14 protein-coding genes are annotated in these 17,011 nt (G+C 73.6%); 4 read left to right on the plus strand and 10 right to left on the minus strand.

Annotated elements, in window-relative coordinates; genetic code table 11:
- Positions 1-7 precede the first annotated feature (7 nt).
- Positions 8-1,255 carry an FAD-dependent oxidoreductase gene (locus C229_RS0119895; RefSeq protein WP_018656861.1) on the minus strand — a complete coding sequence of 416 codons (1,248 nt, stop codon included), beginning with the start codon at positions 1,253-1,255 and terminating at the stop codon, positions 8-10.
- A gap of 172 nt (positions 1,256-1,427) precedes the next feature.
- On the opposite strand from C229_RS0119895, the gene C229_RS0119900 reads away from it, so the two are divergent.
- From C229_RS0119900 to C229_RS0119910, 3 genes are read left to right on the plus strand one after another with little or no spacing between them, the layout of a single operon-like run.
- Entirely contained in the window at positions 1,428-2,126 is a 699-nt protein-coding gene (locus tag C229_RS0119900; RefSeq protein WP_155884943.1) for a hypothetical protein, read from the plus strand.
- Positions 2,123-2,779 (plus strand): hypothetical protein, encoded by a 657-nt coding sequence (locus tag C229_RS33050; RefSeq protein ID WP_018656863.1) that lies wholly within the window; start codon positions 2,123-2,125, stop codon positions 2,777-2,779. The genes C229_RS0119900 and C229_RS33050 overlap by 4 nt, the downstream gene beginning before the upstream one ends.
- A complete protein-coding gene (locus C229_RS0119910) occupies positions 2,776-3,780 on the plus strand; it encodes a zinc-dependent alcohol dehydrogenase family protein (protein ID WP_081639956.1) in 1,005 nt (334 codons plus the stop codon). Before C229_RS33050 ends, C229_RS0119910 begins: the two co-directional genes overlap by 4 nt.
- A gap of 21 nt (positions 3,781-3,801) precedes the next feature.
- On the opposite strand, the gene C229_RS0119915 is transcribed toward C229_RS0119910, so the two are convergent.
- The 3 genes from C229_RS0119915 to C229_RS0119925 all read right to left on the minus strand — a co-directional run bounded on the left by C229_RS0119915 (position 3,802) and on the right by C229_RS0119925 (position 8,942).
- A complete protein-coding gene (locus tag C229_RS0119915; protein ID WP_018656865.1) occupies positions 3,802-6,870 on the minus strand; it encodes a non-ribosomal peptide synthetase in 3,069 nt (1,022 codons plus the stop codon).
- Between the two features lie 49 nt (positions 6,871-6,919).
- The gene (locus tag C229_RS0119920; protein ID WP_018656866.1) at positions 6,920-7,591 is read right to left on the minus strand and encodes a hypothetical protein; all 672 of its coding nucleotides are present in this window, start codon (positions 7,589-7,591) and stop codon (positions 6,920-6,922) included.
- A 151-nt stretch (positions 7,592-7,742) separates the two neighbouring features.
- On the minus strand, positions 7,743-8,942 hold the full coding sequence (locus C229_RS0119925) for a metal-dependent hydrolase family protein (protein WP_018656867.1): 1,200 nt from the start codon (positions 8,940-8,942) through the stop codon (positions 7,743-7,745).
- Positions 8,943-9,296: 354 nt separating this feature from the next.
- Between C229_RS0119925 and C229_RS0119930 the strand changes: the two genes are divergently transcribed.
- Positions 9,297-10,529 carry a histidine decarboxylase gene (locus C229_RS0119930; RefSeq protein WP_018656868.1) on the plus strand — a complete coding sequence of 411 codons (1,233 nt, stop codon included), beginning with the start codon at positions 9,297-9,299 and terminating at the stop codon, positions 10,527-10,529.
- Positions 10,530-10,570: 41 nt separating this feature from the next.
- On the opposite strand, the gene C229_RS0119935 is transcribed toward C229_RS0119930, so the two are convergent.
- From C229_RS0119935 to C229_RS0119960, 6 genes are read right to left on the minus strand one after another with little or no spacing between them, the layout of a single operon-like run.
- Positions 10,571-11,626: a C45 family autoproteolytic acyltransferase/hydrolase gene (locus C229_RS0119935; RefSeq protein WP_018656869.1), complete on the minus strand. Its 1,056-nt coding sequence runs from the start codon at positions 11,624-11,626 to the stop codon at positions 10,571-10,573.
- On the minus strand, positions 11,623-12,237 hold the full coding sequence (locus C229_RS0119940) for a GNAT family N-acetyltransferase (protein ID WP_018656870.1): 615 nt from the start codon (positions 12,235-12,237) through the stop codon (positions 11,623-11,625). The genes C229_RS0119935 and C229_RS0119940 overlap by 4 nt, the downstream gene beginning before the upstream one ends.
- A gap of 2 nt (positions 12,238-12,239) precedes the next feature.
- Positions 12,240-12,500, minus strand: coding sequence for an acyl carrier protein (locus C229_RS0119945; RefSeq protein ID WP_018656871.1), 261 nt, complete (start codon positions 12,498-12,500; stop codon positions 12,240-12,242).
- The gene (locus C229_RS0119950) at positions 12,490-13,986 is read right to left on the minus strand and encodes an AMP-binding protein (RefSeq protein ID WP_018656872.1); all 1,497 of its coding nucleotides are present in this window, start codon (positions 13,984-13,986) and stop codon (positions 12,490-12,492) included. Before C229_RS0119950 ends, C229_RS0119945 begins: the two co-directional genes overlap by 11 nt.
- Positions 13,983-15,965, minus strand: a complete 1,983-nt coding sequence (locus C229_RS0119955) for a class I tRNA ligase family protein (protein WP_018656873.1) — start codon at positions 15,963-15,965, stop codon at positions 13,983-13,985. The genes C229_RS0119950 and C229_RS0119955 overlap by 4 nt, the downstream gene beginning before the upstream one ends.
- Positions 15,962-17,008 carry an NAD(P)/FAD-dependent oxidoreductase gene (locus tag C229_RS0119960; RefSeq protein ID WP_018656874.1) on the minus strand — a complete coding sequence of 349 codons (1,047 nt, stop codon included), beginning with the start codon at positions 17,006-17,008 and terminating at the stop codon, positions 15,962-15,964. The genes C229_RS0119955 and C229_RS0119960 overlap by 4 nt, the downstream gene beginning before the upstream one ends.
- Positions 17,009-17,011 lie beyond the last annotated feature (3 nt).

Genomic DNA, 17,011 nt, shown 5'->3' on the forward strand with positions numbered 1-17,011 from the left:
CCGGCGCTCAGCCGGTCAGGCGCGTCATGCGCGGCGCGTCCGGCGCGATGCGCCCGGCCACGTCGATCGCCGAGGTCACGGCCGACTCCTGACTGGCGACCCAGTTGGTGTGGTTCCCGGCGAAGTGCAGACCGCCCCGGCCCTGGAGACCGGCCAGCCGTCGCTGCGCGCGCACGGCGCCGGGCGTGATCATCAGGTGCCGGAAGTCCGCGCGGCACAGCACCTGGTCCGGCAGCACCTCGCGGTGCGCGATCTGGCTCTTGAAGACGTCGACCCCGTGGACGGGGCCGTACCAGTCGCAGCTCTCGCACCAGCCGTCGTGCACGGACAGGTTGGTGGTCGCCCAGTGGCGCTCGTCGGCGGGCATGTAGGCGGGGTCCAGGTGCAGCGCGTAGGCGGTGTCCACGTACGCGAAGGAGCCCAGGACCTCGCACAGCGCGGCGGTGCCCGCCAGCGGCGCGACGAGGTCGCGGGCGACCGGGGGCGGCACCGCGAACACGACCTCGTCGACCAGGTGCGACACGCCGGTCGAGTCGGTCAGCTCATAGCGCCCCTCGGTGCGCCGCACCCGCTCCAGGGCGGCCCCGGTGCGGACGCGCAGCCGGGGCGTGTCCGCCGCGAGAGCCCAGGCGAGGCTCTCCAGGCCGGGCGCGAGCTGCTCCCACGGCGGATCGGCGGACTCCCCCACGTAGAACGCGATCGCCGCCCGCGCCGACAGTTCCTTGGCCTCCTCCAGGTCGCAGCAGAACAGCGACGCGGGGCGCGCGTAGAGCACGTCCCGCTTGAGCGCGTCGGAGACCGGGAGGGGTTCCACCAGCTCGGCCAGCGGGACGCACCAGTCGACGTCGCGGTCGTGCCACTCGGCGGCGCGGTCGAGGAACAGGTTCACCGCGTCCCACGCCGGGCCCAGCCGCGTGGCGCTCGGCCGGTCCGCTCCCTCACCCGCCGGGGTGACCAGGCTCGGCACCCTCTCCCCGTCCCGCGTCAGCGACAGGGACGCCGGGATGCGCCGGACGTCCGCCGCCGTGTAGCCGAGAAGGGAGAGGAGCCGGCGATGCCGGGGGAACATCTCGGCGGAGATGTCCTGGGAACCGAGTTCCACCGCCACGGTCTCCCCGCCGAGCCGCACCGGAAAGGACCGGGCGCTTCCGCCGACACGCGACCGGGCTTCCAGAAGAACGCACTCGTGTTCCTCGCCGAGCAGCCACGCGACCGTGAGTCCGGCGATTCCGCCGCCCGCAATGCCCACGCGCATCGCCCACCCCATCCCGGGTCGCTCTGTCCAGCGGTGACCAGGGCACGAGCCTAGCCGCGCGCGTCCTTCCCGCAATGGGCCGATCGTCCTAGAACACAGTCACCAGCTACCGCCGATTCGTGCGGGGTAAAGGCCAAGTCAGTCGAGTGACGATGAGCGAATGGGGCGGTGCATGCCGGAATCAGGATCGGACCGCGCGTCGGCGGCGGAGCTGGTCACCGAACTGGCGCGTCTGCGCGGCGCGGAACCGCTGCGCAATCCGATGCTGGAACTGGCGCGGAACGGCCTCGTCACCGTTCACCATCTGCGCAGGGTGGTGCTGGTGGAGGACATGTACCACCGTGCCGAGCTGGCCGCCTACGGCCTGCTGCTCGCGCGCTTCCCGCACTCCCCCGCCGACGTCCTGCTGCTCGACGTGGCCCGTACCGTGCAGGGCGCCCGGGGCAGGCTGGCGTCGGTCGCCCGCAGCCTCGGCATCACGCTCGGCGCCGCCACGCCCACCGCCACCGCGCTGCGCCGGGACGTCGCCGCCCACGGCTTCTGCGGCTTCGTCTCCTGGCTCGCCGTGAACGGCGGCCAGTCGGCGATGGCGCTCGCCCTGTACTCCGAGCCCGACGGAATCTATTACGGCGGCGGGGCGGCGATCGTGCACGAGCTTCGCGGACGCGGCCAGGACGTGCCCGACGACTTCGCCGAGTACTACACCGGGGTTCCGTCGGAGGAACAGAACGACCGAGCGCTGGAGGTCGTCCAGAACGGTCTGGACAGCGGGGAATCGCCGAGCGCCGCCCTCGACGCCGGGCGGTTGTGCGACCAGTACATGGCGCTCCTGTGGACGACCGCGGCCTTCGCCGGGAAAGGTGAACGATGACCCTGTCCGCTCCGCGACACGACACGGCCCGCGCGGTGGCCGAGGAACTCGCTTCAGCGCGCGCACCGCGTCCGGCCGGGAACGACTTCCTGGTCCGGCTCGGCGAAGACCGGGTGACGGCCGACGACCTGCGGCGCCTCGTGCGCGCGGAGACGGCGTCGGCCGCCGGTGAACTCAGCGCGTACGCCGCGATGGCGGTCCGCTATCCGCACCCGGTCTTCCCCGCTCTGCTCGACATGGCCTACAGGGCCGTGCCCAGGATCGCCGCGTGCGCGCGGGCGACGGGTCTCGACGCCGACCGGCTCGCGCGGCCACCGACGCGGTTCTCGGCCTACGCCTATCCCGCGTACCTGTCCTGGCTCGCGTTGAACGCCGGCCGCGCGGGGATCGGTGCCGCGATCTACGCCGACCTGGACGGCTACTACGCCGACGGTCTCCTCGTGGCCGAGGGATTGCGCGCGTCCGGAGCGAAGGTGCCCGGCGAACTCGTCGACTACTACTCCGCGCCCGTGCCCGACGGCCTGTGCGAGGGAAGCCTGTCACTCCTCCAGGAGGGGCTGGACGCCGGTGACGACGCGGCGGACGCGCTGCGCCTCGGCCGGATGATGCAGAAGTCCCTGGACGGGTTCTGGCGATCGGCGCTGCCGGAATGACCGCTAGTCCGCCCGGATCGGGCCGTGGCGTGATGCGCGCCGTCACGTTCGGGCGCACGGGTGAGCCCGCCGACGTCCTGGAGCTCGCGCGGGTGCCGGTTCCGCTCCCCGGCCCGGGCCGCGTCCGGGTGCGGATCACCCTGCGTCCGGTCAACCCCTCCGATCTGCTCTTCGTCCGCGGGCGTTACGGGCGGCGCCCCGAACCGCCCTCTCCGGTGGGTTTCGAGGCGGCCGGCGTCGTGGACGCGTGCGGTTCCGGCGTCGGCCTGGCGCCGGGCACCCGCGTCGCCGTGGACGCGCCCGGCACCTGGCAGGACTATGTGGTCGCCTCCCCCGATGATCTCGTGCCGCTGCCCGACGACGTCACCGACGAGGCCGGATGCCAGCTAACGGTCAACCCCGCCACGGCGGTCCTGCTGGTGCGCGAGCTGGCGGCGCGGCCCGGGCAGTGGCTGGTCCAGACCGCCGGAGCCTCGGCCGTGGCCCGGATGGTGACGCGCCTGGCGGTCTCCGGCGGCGTGCGGTGCCTGAACGTCGTCCGCGACGACCGCCACCGCGACGACCTGGCGGCGCTGGGCGCCGAGACGGTCGCGGGGCCACCGGAGACGATCACCGAGCAGGTCGCCCGGTACACCGGTGACCGGGGGGCCGCCGCCGTCCTCGACGCCGTGGGCGGGAGCGCCGGGAGCGCGGCGGCACGGTGCCTGTCCCCGGGCGGGCGGCTGCTGGTCTACGGGATGATGTCCGGCGATCCGCTCACCCTCGACCCCGACGACCTGGTCTTCCGCGACATCGAGGTGCGGGGTTTCTGGCTTCCCGAGCGGCTGCGGCGGCTCGACGCCCCGGCGCGCGCCGACCTCACCGCGACCGTCCTGGACGGGGCGCGCTCCGGCGCCCTCGTCTCCCCGGTCGAGGCGAGGTACGGCCTGGCCGACTTCGCCGAGGCGCTGCGGCATGCCGACCGTCCCGGCCGCACCGGGAAGATCCTGCTGACCGCCTGAGCCCCGCGCGCCGCATCGCGGTCAGTCGCGCGACGGCGGCCGCAGGAAGCCCGCGTCCAGGAGGGACCGCAGGTACGCGTCCAGCAGCGCGGCGTCGACCGGCGGGCAGCGGTGACCGGCGGCACGGGCGGTGTTGGCCCGGTCCGGCTCGGGCATGTTGCCGGAGAAGTAGCTCTCGAAGACCGAGAGGCCCGTACCGGCCGACCGTTCCCGGAACAGCGGCAGGTAGGCGGCCAGCGGGCCGGCCGGGTCCTCGGCCACGTGCTCCGCCATCGCCCGGGTCCACTCCTCGTAGGGCAGCGCGCGGACCCGGTAGCCGAGGACGGCGGCGCGCTCGGCGAGCAGCGACAGCGACGCCGGCGCGGGGTTGACGACGTGGTAGACGTGCCCCTCAGGCGGCTCGTGGAGCACCAGGTGCGTCACGACCTCGGCGGTGTGGTCGACCGGGACGAAGTCGAGCGGCATCGGCACGTCCGGGGCCGTTCCGGTCTCGACGACCGCCTTGACGAACGCGCTCATCAGGGTGCCGGTGTTCTGCGCCCCGCCCTCGCGGGGCCCGGTGATCTCGTGCGGCCGGTAGACGCTCAGCGGCAGGCCCTCGTCCGCCGCCGCGCGCAGCATCGTCTCCGCGACCCATTTCGTCTCGGCGTACCCCTGGCCCAGCAGGCGGGGATCGCCCAGCGGTCCGTCCTCGGCGGCGCGGTCCACCCCCTGCGTGCCGAGCCCGGCCAGGACCGCCACGGAGGAGACGTAGTGGAAGTCCTTCAGGTGGTGGCGCGTGGCCAGGGCGAGCAGTTCGCGGACGCTTCCGACGTTGGCGGCCGCCAGCCGCGCGTAGGGGTAGAGGAAGTTGACATGCGCTCCGTTGTGCAGGACGACCCCCACCCGGGCGGCCAGCTCCTCGAAGGCCGGGTCGTCCATGCCGAGGCGGCGTTCGGCCAGGTCGCCCGGCACCGCGCGCACCCGCTCGGACAGGCCCGACAGGGACAGGCCGGAGCGGCGCAGCGCGGCGCCGATCCGGCGCAGGCCGTCCTCCGCGCCGTCGGCCCGCACCAGGCAGAACACCTCCGCGTCGGCGGCGTCGAGGAGCCGGCGCAGCAGGAACGCTCCGACGTAGCCCGTGGCGCCGGTGAGCAGGACGGCGTCCGGAGCGGCGGCCCTCGTCAGGCCGGACGCGCGGAACCGCAGGCCGGGGTCGGGTTCGGCCTCCCGCCGGAAGTCGACGGCGGACTCGCCGGGGTCCTCGCGTCCGGCGCGGACGGCGTCGAGACGCGCCGCGTACTCGCTCAGGACGGGAGTGTCGAGCAGGATGCGGACCATCTCCCTGCCGGGGACGCGCTGGAGATCGAGCCGCTCGCGGACGGTGGCGACGGCGCGGACCAGGTGCAGCGACTGGCCGCCCAGGTCGAAGAAGTCATCGGTACGGCCGATCGGACCGGTGCCGAGCAGGTCCGCCCAGACGCGGGCGACGGCCCGCTCGGTGTCGCCGTCCGGCGGGTCGCCCGCCGGACGCTCGCCGGACTCCCGCGTCAGCTCCCGCACGGCGGCGGGGTCGACCTTGCCGGTGCGGCCGAGCGGCAACCGGTCGGTGACGCCGATGCGCGCGGGCAGCATGAAGTGCGGGAGGCGGTCCTGGAGGAACCCGCGCAGCCGCCGCGCGAAGGGCCGCCGTCCGGCGTCCCCCACGGACTCGCGGGGCGCGGCCCACACGACCAGGGACCTGTCGTCGGAGCCGGAGTCGTCGACGGCCACCTTGGCGTCCTGCACGTCGGGGTGGGCGGTGACCGCCGCCTCGACCTCGGCCGGTTCGACCCGGTAGCCGCGGATCTGCACCTGCCGGTCCAACCGGCCCAGGTACTCCAGCACCCCGTCGCGGCGCCACAGCGCGCGGTCCCCGGTGCGGTACATGCGCGCGTCGTCGCGGCCCGCGAAGCGGTCGGGCAGGAACCGCTCGGCGGTGCGCTCGGGGTCGCCGAGGTAGCCGATCGCCACGCCGTCCCCGCCGACGTACAGCTCCCCCTCCTGTCCGGGCTCGCACGGATTCCCGTCCTCGTCGAGGACGTAGCACGTCGAGTTCGCGATGGGGCGCCCGATCGGCACGGTCCGCGCGTCCTCCCCCAGCTCGATCACGTGGTGGGCGCTGGAGAACGACGCGTTCTCGGTGGGGCCGTAGCCGTTCACCAGGTGGCGCGGCGGGGCCGCCGCCAGGACCGCCCGGACGCACTCGGGGCTGACGGTGTCGCCACCGGCGATCAGGTACCGCAGGGGGCCGAACATGCCCGGCTCGGCGAAGCCCAGTTGATGGAACAGTCCGGCCGTGAGCCACAGGACGGTGGCGTGGTGCCGCTCGATCTGCGCGGCCAGATCGGACGGCGACAGGAGCGTCTCCGGGTCGGGGAGGACCAGCAGCCCGCCGTGCAGATGCGCCCCGAAGATCTCGAAGCAGGAGATGTCGAACGTGGGGTTCGTGGTGGCCAGGACGACGTCCTGCGGGCCGAGGTCGACGTAGTCGGTGCCGACGACGAGCCGCACGGGCCCCCGGTGCGGCACGACCACGGCCTTGGGCGCGCCGGTCGAGCCGGAGGTGAACATGATGTACGCCGGGTCGGTGGCGGCGGCGGGTGAGACGACCGGCTCCGGCGCCGGGGCGAGCGGTTCGTCCACCACGACGGCGGGCGCGGCGGGCAGCCTGTCACGCCAGCGGTCCCGGGTGATCACGCACGGCGCGTCGAGGCGGTCGGCCATGCCGCGCAGCCGGTCGGCGGGCTCGTCCGGGTCCAGGGGGACGTAGGCGCCGCCCGCCTTCAGGACGCCCCAGACGCCGACGATCGCTTCGGGCGAGCGTTCCAGCAGCAGCGGCACCGGGGTGCCGACGCCCACGCCGTGCTCCTCGCGGAGCGCGTGCGCGAGGGCGTCGGCGCGCGCCGACAGGTCGCGGTAGGTCAGCGTGACCGTCCCGTCCGTCACCGCCGGGGCGTCGGGCGTTCGCCGCACCTGCGCCTCGAACAGCCCGGTCAACGACGCGTCGCGCGGGTACGGGCGCGCGGTGTCGTTCCACCGTCGCAGGTGCTCGATGGACCGCTCTGACATGTCCGGCTCCTTCGGGTCGGGGACGGGCGCGCACACGCGGTGGGCCGGGTCATCCGGCGGCCGCCGCCGTCCAGAACCTGCCGAGGTGTTCCTCCAGCAGCCGTGCCCTGCGCACGGCGACGTCGCCGTCCTCGCCGTGGTCCAGGCCGTACTGGACGACCTCCAGGGCCTGCCGCTCCAGCTCGTCGGACTGGCCGCCCGCGTAGTAGTCGACGAACTCCGGCGGCACCTTCAGGTCCGTGTCGCGCAGCCGTTCGACCAGGGCCGTGCAGCCGGGGAAGTACACGGTCATGTCGCAGTACAGGGCGAGCGCGTTGTCGGCCTGGCCGCCGTGCAGGGCCAGCCAGGAGATGTAGTTGCCGAAGGCGAGCGCGTCCACCCCGGACGGCCACTCACCGATCCGCTCCGCGGGGATTCCGAGCGCCGTCGCGCAGTCGCGCAGCTTGAAGTGCGCCTCATGGACCAGCCGCGCGACCGCCAGGTACAGGCCGGTGGTGGGGTGATGGGGATACCTGGCGATCATGGTTCCGTAGGTGGCCAGCTCCGCTCGATGGGTCCGCAGCTCGACGCCGACCAGCCGCCGGAGGTGCTCCATCTCGATGTCGCCGCGCTCGGCCAGATCCAGGAGGGGATGGGCGACCGGCGCCTCCTGCCGGAGCCGGGACAAGGCGTCGGCCAGTGAGCGGGCGCCGGGTGTGGGCTGCTGTGGGGTGGGGCCCATCGGGGTGCTTCCTTCCGTCCGTGACGAGGTTGCCTGGCTGGCTTCGTTCCCGGACGGCTGACAGGGTCGTGACGGCGGCCTGACGTCGGCCCACGCGCGGCGCGGAGGCTCGGCCGCGCGGCGAGCGGCCGGGTTCGCGCAGGTCGGAGGCTCAGGGGTGGCGGTGGATCGCGCCGTCCTTCATGACGAAGGACACGTGGCCCATGACGTCGATGTCGTCGAAGGGGCTGGCGGGCACGGCGACCAGGTCGGCGCGGGCGCCGGGCGCGATGCGGCCGAGATCGTCGCGGCCGAGGAGACGGGCGGCGACGACGGTCGCGGCGCGCAACGCGTTCAGCGGGCTGAGCCCGGAGCCGACCAGCGCGGGGAACTCACGCCAGTTGTCGGCGTGGTCGAACGTTCCGGCGTCGGTGCCGAAGGCGATGACGGCGCCGCCGCGGACCTGCCGCCTGCGCCCGGCCAGCAGCGCCTCGGCGTGCGTACGGATCTGCCGGCGCACGTTGTCGGCCTTGTCGGTCCAGAAGTCCTCGTCGTCGAGCTTTCCGACGAACACCGTGACCGCGTGCTGGGTGGGGATCAGCGCGACGCCGCGCTCGGCCAGCAGGCGCAGGGTCTCCTCCGTCGCCAGGTGCCCGTGTTCGATGCTGGTGACCCCGGCCAGCACCGCGCGGCGCACTCCGGCGTCCGCGATGGCATGGGCGGCCACCGGCAGCCGCCGGTCGCGGGCGGTGTCGACCAGCGCCCGCATCTCCCGCTCGCTGTAGCCGACGATGGTCGGGTCGTCGACGCTGGTGGAGAAGCCGCCGGTGGCGGCGAACTTGATCCAGTCGGCGTTCTGGCGCGCCTGCCTGCGGACCGAGCGGATGATCTCGTCGACGCCGTCGGCCACCTCGCCGATCTCGCAGCCGCAGGCGCCGGCCTCGTCGCTGTGGTCGCCGTGCCCGGAACGGGCGCTCATCAGGCGCGGAGCCACGATCATGCGCGGGCCGGGCACCAGCCCCGAATCGACGGACCGGCGCAGCGTCAGCGTCACCGGCTCGGGAGTGAAGCAGCCGAGGTCCCGGACGGTGGTGAAGCCGTTGTCCAGCAGGGTGCGCAGCACCGGCAGCGCCTCCAGCGCCGGCTGGGCCGACGACGTGTTACCGGCCACCGTGTGCACGTGGCAGTCGATCAGCCCCGGCAGCAGCACCGCCTGGCCGAGGTCCACGATCCGCGCGCCGGCAGGCCGGTCCGCGCGGTCCTCGCAGGCGACGATCCGTCCCTTCCGCACCACGACCTCGGTGTGCCCGCGCACGTTCTCGGCGCGGCCGTCCCAGCATCGCCCGGCCACGATCACCGTCGTATCGGTCATGGGCACTCCCCTTTGAGCGATCATCCCAACGGCACCGCGAAAGGGGCGGCGGGCCGAAACGATCGCGGCATGACCCACCCGAGGAATTCCGGCGCACAGCGGACCCGAGAACATGATCCCTATATGCCATCAGAGATCTTCCACAGGGTGCGTAAATGATCAGACCAATGATTCCGAGTGGACCCGAACGTTCTCACGGCCGCCCCATCCTGTCAATGACAGTGACCACTTGACCCGAACGGAGAATATGACAACACTGGGAATTCCCTTCCCGTGCGATCAATCAGCACCTGATGAACCTGGACGGGACGCCCGCAGTGGCTCGCGAACAGGTCGAAAACGGTCAGGAGCATCATGGACCTCCCCCCGAACCTTTCGCCTGACCCGGCCCCCGACGATCCCTCGATCCCCGCCACGATCTCCTTTCGCGACGAGGATCTGGCCATCGGACGGCATCCGGCGACCGGAAGCGACAACGGCCAGACCGATGACGATCTCCTCCGGTTCCTCGCGCACTGGGGTCGTCGCCAGCAGCAGTGGATGGCGGGCTTCCCCGTCAACCTGGACTTCGACTACCGGCCGCTGGCCGAATTCCTGGCCGTCCCGCTCAACAATGTCGGAAGTCCCTACGACACGGCCGGTTACAACATCTCCACCCGCCCCTTCGAGCGACAGGTCCTGGCATTCATCGCCGGCCTGGCGGGCGGCGAGACCGATCGGGTCGCCGGATACATCACCAACTGCGGTACCGAGAGCAACCTGTTCGGTGTCCACCTGGGTTTCCGCCGCTATCCGGATGCGGTCTTCTACACCTCCGCCGACGCCCACTACTCCGTCGACAAGATCACGTCCGTGCTGGGCGTGGACACCGTCAAGATCGACGTCGACGACGACGGCGCCATGGACCTGGACGCGCTGGCCGAGGCGTGCCGGGCCCACGCCGACCGGCCCGCGGTCGTGCAGGCCACCGTCGGCACGACCATGACCGGCGCCGCCGACCCGGTGGCCGCCCTCCGTCCGCGGCTGGCCCGCGCCGGTGTCGACCGCGTGCACCTGCACGTCGACGCCGCCTTCGGCGGGCTGATCGTCCCGTTCATCCCCGGCTTCGGGCCCTGGGGCTTCGACGCCGGCGCCGACAGCCTGGCCGTCAGCGGCCACAAGATGATCGGACTCCCGGTGCCCGCCGGTATCGCGCTGGCCCGCCGTGAGCATCTGCGGCGCGTCGGTTCCCACGTGGCCCAGGTCGACGTCGACGACTTCACCCTGCTCGGTTCCCGCGACGGCCTGAGCCCGCTGCTCCTGTGGTGGGCGCTGCGTCGCCTGGGCCTGGACGGCCTGGCCCGCCGCGCCGAGCACTGCCTGCGCGTCGCCGCCCACGCCGAACGCCGTCTCCGCGAATGCGACGCGGAGCCCAGGCGTTCGCCGAACTCCGTCATCACCAGCTTCCGGCGCCCCTCCGACCGGACGATGAACGCCTGGCACCTGCTGCCCTCGGGCGACCGCACCCACCTGATCGCCATGCCGCACGTGACCGAGGAGCACATCGACCGCTTCTGCCGGGACCTGCTGGCCGACAGGACGGGGTAGGCCACCGGGCCTGCGGGCCGGGTGGGGCCCGCAGGCCGGGGTCAGGAGGCGGCGGGCGCCGCCGTCGGGGTGAGGTGGAAGGTGCGGGTCGTGGTGAGGGCGGGGTCGCCGGGGCGGAGGTGGAGGGTGCCGGCGGCGGGGTCGAGGACGACCGCCGCGACCGTGCGCTCCCGGCGGACGTCGCCGTGGTCGGGGACGCGGATCGGAGGCGCCGCGAGCACGGCGAAGTGCGACTCGGCGTCGGCGGCCGGGGGAAGCGACGCCAGCCGTTCCGCGCACGCGGCGTGGCGGCGGTGCGAGGAGTTGGCCGCGAACGGGTTCAGCTCGTCGGACGGCGTGAAGTCGGGGTGCAGGAAGTGGTTCGCGTGCACCGTCTCGGGGGCGCGGTGCGTGCGCAGCTCGCCGTCGAGGACCTCCACCCAGAGCAGTTCGTCGCCGTCCAGCAGCGTCAGCGAACGGGAACTCGACAGGCGCATGCCCCGGAGCAGTTCGACGGCCTCGGCGGCGCCGCGCGCCGTGTCCAGCAGGTGCCGGATCGCCAGGTACGGCGGCACCCCCGGCGTCCAGTCCCCGCCGAGGACGAGGTTCAGGCCGACGGCCAGCCCCGCCGAGTTCACGCCGAGATAGCCGAGCAGCCCGCCGAAGCTCAGGACGAGCGCGTCCGGCCCGGCGCGTCCGGCGACGTGCAGGACCGCGATCTGGTCGTCCAGGTCGCCGTTCAGGTCGACGGTCTGGGCGAGGACGCCGTCGGCGGCGCGGCCGTAGGTGGTGCAGTCCCCCATCGTCGGGATCTTGCTGTAGCCGAGGACCTCCCGGCGCACCTGGAGCAGCCACGCCTCCCGCTCGGTGAGACCGGCCCCGGCCGCCAGGCCGCGCACCTCCTCCGCCAGGGCCGGGACGTCCTCCTCGATCACCGCCCGGTGCGCGTCGATGGCGGGTGCCAGCTCGGCGAGGCCGCGCGGCGCGGGCAGGAGGCGGTCGAGGCGGGTCAGGCCGTCGTCGAGGAAGCCGCGCAGCCGCCCGGCGAGCGCCGCGCCGTGGGCGTGGCCCACGGCGAACGGCGTGCCGGACGCCCGCACGAACGGGACGTCGGTCATGCCCGGGGGCCCGCGTACGACGGCGCCGGGGTCCGCAGCAGCGTCTCCTTCACGCGCGGCCACTCCGCGCGCAGGACGCTGTAGAACACCGCGTCGCGGCGCCGCCCGCCCGGCATGTAGTTGTAGCTGCGCAGCACGCCTTCCTCGTGCGCGCCGATGTTGCGCAGGCCGCGCCGGGCCTGGGTGTTCAGCTCGTCGGTCTTGAACTCGACGCGTTCGGCGCCCAGTTCCTCGAACGCGTGCGTGAGCATGAGCAGCTTCGTCCACCGGTTGAGGAAGGTGCCGCGAAAGTCCGAGCCGAGCCACGACCAGCCGACCTCGATGCGCGCGTCGGCCTCGTTCAGGTTGCCGAAGCTCGTGCTCCCGGCGACGTGGCCGCTCGCGCGGTCGACGACGACGTACACGGCGCGGCGGCCCGCGGCCTGGTCGGCCAGGGCCTCGGCGAAGTAGCGCGCGTAGTCCTCGTCGGTCTCGACGAGGGTGACGAAGTAGTGCCAGATGTCCGGGTCGAGGGCGATCTTGCGGAGCGGTTCGCGGTGCTCCTCGGTGATCGGGCTCAGCAGGACGTGCTCGTTGGACAGCTCGGTGGAGGCGCGCGTCGTCCAGGACATGCTCAGGCTCCCTGCGGCAGGTGGTGGGTGAGGACGTCGACCAGGTCGCGCAGCGTGTTGAGCCGCGCCAGGTCGTCCTCGGTGAAGCTGCCGAGGTCCACGCCGGTCTCCGCGCACAGCGCCGTGACCAGCATGACCTTCTTCAGCGAGGTCAGCCCGTACTCGTAGGCCATCTCGGCGTCCGGGTCGAGCGCGTCGGGGGCGACGCCCTCCGCGACCTCGGCGAGGCGGGTGCGGGCGAGGGATTCCACGTCAGTGGTCATGGAGACCTTCCTTGGGGTCGTTGATCCGGTCGGCGTAGGCGTCGAGGATCTGCCGCCGGCGCGGCTTGTACTGGGAGGTGAGCAGGCCGTTGCCGATGGAGAACGGCTCGTCCGCGACGATGACGCGGCGGACGCGCTCGTCGGGGTCGGCGGCGGCGTTGACGGCGCGCAGGTGCGCGGTGAGCGCGCCGGGTCCGGCCCCGTCCGGCGCGGGCGAGACGACGGCGACCAGCTCGGTCTCCCCCGGGCAGAACACGACGCACTCGGCGATGGCGGGATGGTCGCGCAGCCGTTCCTCGATCGGGCGGACGACGACCTTGCGCCCGTTGCCGAGGACGAGGGTGTCGTCGGCGCGGCCGAGCACGTACAGGAACCCGTCCTCGTCCACCCGGCCGAGGTCGCCGGTGCGGACGATCCCGCCGGGCCGGAAGATCCGCTCGGACGCGCCGGGCTCGGCGTAGGTGTAGCGGGTGTCGACGGGGAAGTCGCTGCGGACGTTGATCACGCCGTCCGCGTCGATGATCACCTCCTTGCCGGGCAGGACGCGCCCGACGCTGCCCTCCCGGTGCGCCCCGGGGTGGTTCTTGGTGACGATGCAGGTCTCGTTGAGCCCGTACCCCTCGTAGATCGGCAGGCCGCGCGCGGTGAGGAACGCGAGCGTGCCGGGGTCGGCGGGCGCCGAGCCGGTCCACAGGTAGCGGACCCGGTCGCCGAACACCTCGCGGGCGGCGTGGTCGAGCGCCTCCGGCCCGGCGGTGCCCGCCCGGCGCTCGATCTCGGCGCGGGCGGCGTCGAAGAAGGCGGGCACGCCCATGACGACGGTCGGCCGGGTCCGGGCGAGCGCCGGGAACGCCGCGACGTAGCTGGTCAGCGTGACGTCGTGGCCGTGCAGCAGCGCGGAGTAGATCCAGTAGCGCTGCTGGAGCAGCGAGAGCGGGAGGAACACGAACAGGTTGTCGCCGGGGCCGTGCTCGAAGATCTGCTGCACCGCCGCCATCGAGCCGTCGATGCTGCCCGCGGTCGCGCCGAGGCCCTTGGGCGTGCCGGTGCTGCCGGAGGTGAACTTGACGGTGACGACGTCGCCGGTCCGGTAGGCGACGGGCGGCACCGGCGGCTCGGGGCCGTCGGGGGCGGGCACGTCGGTGATCGGGACGATGCCGGGGCCCTCGGCGTGCTGGTCGGTGAAGAGCAGGCGCATGCCGTAGCGCTCGCGCAGTTCGGGCGTCGCGGTGAACTTGCCGGGTTCGAGCCCGGCCGTCTGCACCTTGAGCCGGAGCGCGGCCAGGTCGAGCAGCACCCATTCCAGCCGGTTGGCGGCCAGGATGCCGATGCGGTCGCCCGCGCGCACGCCGAGGCCGGTGAGGTAGGCCGCGACGTGGCCGGACAGCCGGTACAGCTCCGGCAGCGGGATCTCCCGCGTGCCGCCGAGCCCGGCGAGCAGGAGCCGCCCCTGTTTGGGCGGCCCCTCGACCAGTTCGTTGATCATTGCGGCGCCTCCGTGAAGAAGACCGTCTCGGCCAGCGCGATCTTGGTGCCGGGCGGGACGAGTTCGACCGTGCTCGGCCACTGCTCCGGTTCGGGCTGCCCGAGCGCGGTGGCCAGCCGCCGCGCGAAACGCGGCATGACGGGCGCGGCGCCGTGGGCGAGGAGCCGGGCGGCGGCCAGTTCCAGGGCGACGCCGGTCCGGGCCGCGTCGGGCAGCCCGGCGGCGTTCAGCAGCGTCTCGCTCCGCGCGAACCGCACCACGTCGTCCACCAGGCCGTCGAGTTCGGCGGCGGCCTCACCGAGCGAGAATCCGTCCGGGCCCAGGCTGCCGCCGAGGGCGTCCAGGCGCGCGCCGAGCCGGGCCAGGAAGGCGCGGTGGACGGGGGTCCACTCGCCCGCGTCCGGGGCGGTGCCGTCGTGGTCGTCCGCGACGCGGCGGCCGAGGTCGGACGTCCACGCCTGCCAGGTGCCGATGAGCCGGTCGCGCACGGCCGCGTCGAACGCCTCGCGGCGGAAGTCGGTGCGCTCGCTCTCGGCGCGGGTGCGCGACAGGAAGTACCGGACGGCGTCGACGGTGTCCTCGGTGAGGATCTCCTTGCCCCAGATGGCGTGCCGCCTGCTGGTGGAGAACTTGCTGCCCTCCAGCAGGTAGAACTCGTTGACGTGGTAGTCGATGTCGGGCCGCCAGCCGGGGAACGCGGCCCGGTACAGCACCGGGTACAGGATCGAGTGGTAGAAGCTGTTGTCGTAGCCGAAGAAGTGGACGATCTTCCAGTCCTCGGCCGGCTCGGACGCCCGCCACGGCTCGCCCAGGCGTTCACCGAGCCGCTGGATGCCGTGCAGGAAGCCGAACGCCATCTCCGGCCAGACCCAGACGACCTGGTCCTCGACGGCGTCCTCGGCGGGCGCGATGCCCCACGTGCTCGGGTGCGTGACGGGGATGTCGACGCTGTCGCGGCGGAACAGCCGCGCGGCCAGCTCGCGGAGCCGGGCCGGGACGCGTCCGTCGAGGTGGTGTTCGGTGACGGCGTCGCGGTGCTCGTGCAGCGGCAGCATGTAGCGGACGACGGTGCCCCGCACCGGCGCGGCGGCGGACGGCTTGGCGACCGGGTCCGTCAGGTCGGTGACGGTGTTGGGCTCGCCGCACTCCTCGCAGATGTTGCCGTTGGTGCCGTTGCCGCAGCCGGGGCAGCCGCCGCTGACGTCGACCTCGTACAGGTAGCGGCCGTCGCCGGGGTCGAACAGCGCCCCGGCCTCGCGCGCCGTGACCGCGCCGGAGGCGACGATGCGGGAGAAGTAGTCGCGGAGCCCGGCCGCGTAGGTGGTGTCGGTGCCGGTCACGGTGTACTGGTCGAGCGGGATGTCCATCGCCGCGAGCGTCGCCGCGATCTCCGCGCTGTAGTGGGCGGCGACCTGCGCGGGCGGGCGGCCCTCCTTGACGGCGAGGCTCTGCACGTAGCTCTGGTAGTCGTCGCTGCCGGTCAGGTGGTAGGCGCGGGTGCCGTTCATCCGCTGGAACCGGACGAAGACGTCCGCGCCGAGGTAGGGGCCGGACAGGTGGCCGAGGTGCAGGTCGCCGTTGGGGGTCGGCGGGGTGGAGAACACGAACACCGGGCGCTGCCCGAACGGGGACCGTCCGGCGGTGCGCGCGGCGGACGCCAGCGCCCGTTCGGCGTCGCGCCAGTACTGCGTCACGAAGACCAGGTCGTCGTCGCCGGTGTTGCGCAGGACGTGCGACTCGAACGGCTCGAAGCGGGCGACGGTGCCGGGACCGGCGGCGTGCCGCTCGCCGTCGACCACCAGTTCGCCGGTGCCCGCGACGATGACGAACATCTCCTGCTCGTCGTGCCGGTGGATCTCGGTGGCGCCGCCGGCGGGGACGCGTCCCCAGGCGGCGCCGACGCCGAGCCCGTCGATGGCGGCCATGCCGATGCCGAACGCCTCCTGGAGGCGGTCTTCGGCGTACCTGTCGATGATCATGTGTGCTGTCCTTCGGGCGAGGCCGGGAGGCGGTCGAGGAGGTCGAGGGTCTCGGCGGCGATGGCGGGCGCGAGCCGGTAGCCCGAGCCGTTGGCGGCGCCCGCGACGACCACCCGCGCGTCGGCGGCGAGGGGCCGCACGAGCGGGGTCCGGTCGGCGCTGTAGGCGTCGCAGAAGACGCGGCCGGAGCGGCACCGGTCCGCCATCGCGGGCGCGTAGCGGGCGAGCAGGTCGCGTCCGGCGGCCAGGTCGGCGGGGGCGAGGCCGCCCAGGTCGCCGGGCGTCACGTCCCAGTCGGTCGAGGTGTAGCTGAGCAGCCAGTGCCCGCGGTGCGGGAACGGCAGCAGGAAGGCGTCCTCGGCCTCGAAGACGATGACGGGATCACCGAGCAGGGGCGGCACGTCCACGTGCAGCGCGACGACCTTCTTCACGCGGGCGCGCGGCGCGTCGTTCCACGGCGAGGACGGCAGCCACGGCCCGACCGCGACGACGACGCGCGGCGCGCTCAGCGTCTCGCCGGTGGAGAGCCGCACCGCCGCCCCGTCCGCCGAGGGTTCCACGGCCTCGACGGCCGTTCCCTCCCGGAACGTCACGGTGTCGCGCAGTTCCCGGGCGATCCGGGCGGTGAGGCTCGGGACGTCGGCGTAGTGGCAGCCCGTTCCGGTCCAGGCGGCGTGCCCGGCGGGCACCGCGACGGGCGCCGCCGACGCCGGGGTCAGCCGCGCTTCGGGCAGGTACGTCTCGTGCAGCGCGGCCTCGTGCCCGGCCGGGGCGACGATGGTCATCCCGAGCGACTGGAGGGGCGTGCCGGGATCGGCCGCCTTCAGCTTGGCGTAGTACTCCTGGCTGTGGGCGGCCATGGCCCGCACCCGCGCGGTCGAGCCGCGCGGGAAGTGCAGCCCGGCGGAGTACCGGGTCGCTCCCCCGCCGATCTCGCGCTGGTCCGCGACGACGATCCGGGCGCCGGGTTCGCGGGCGAGCGCCTCGCGCGCGACGAGGCAGCCGACGATGCCGGCGCCGACGATGATGAGGTCCGCGTCCATGCG

The organism is Actinomadura flavalba DSM 45200 (assembly GCF_000374305.1).
GTDB lineage: Bacteria > Actinomycetota > Actinomycetes > Streptosporangiales > Streptosporangiaceae > Spirillospora > Spirillospora flavalba.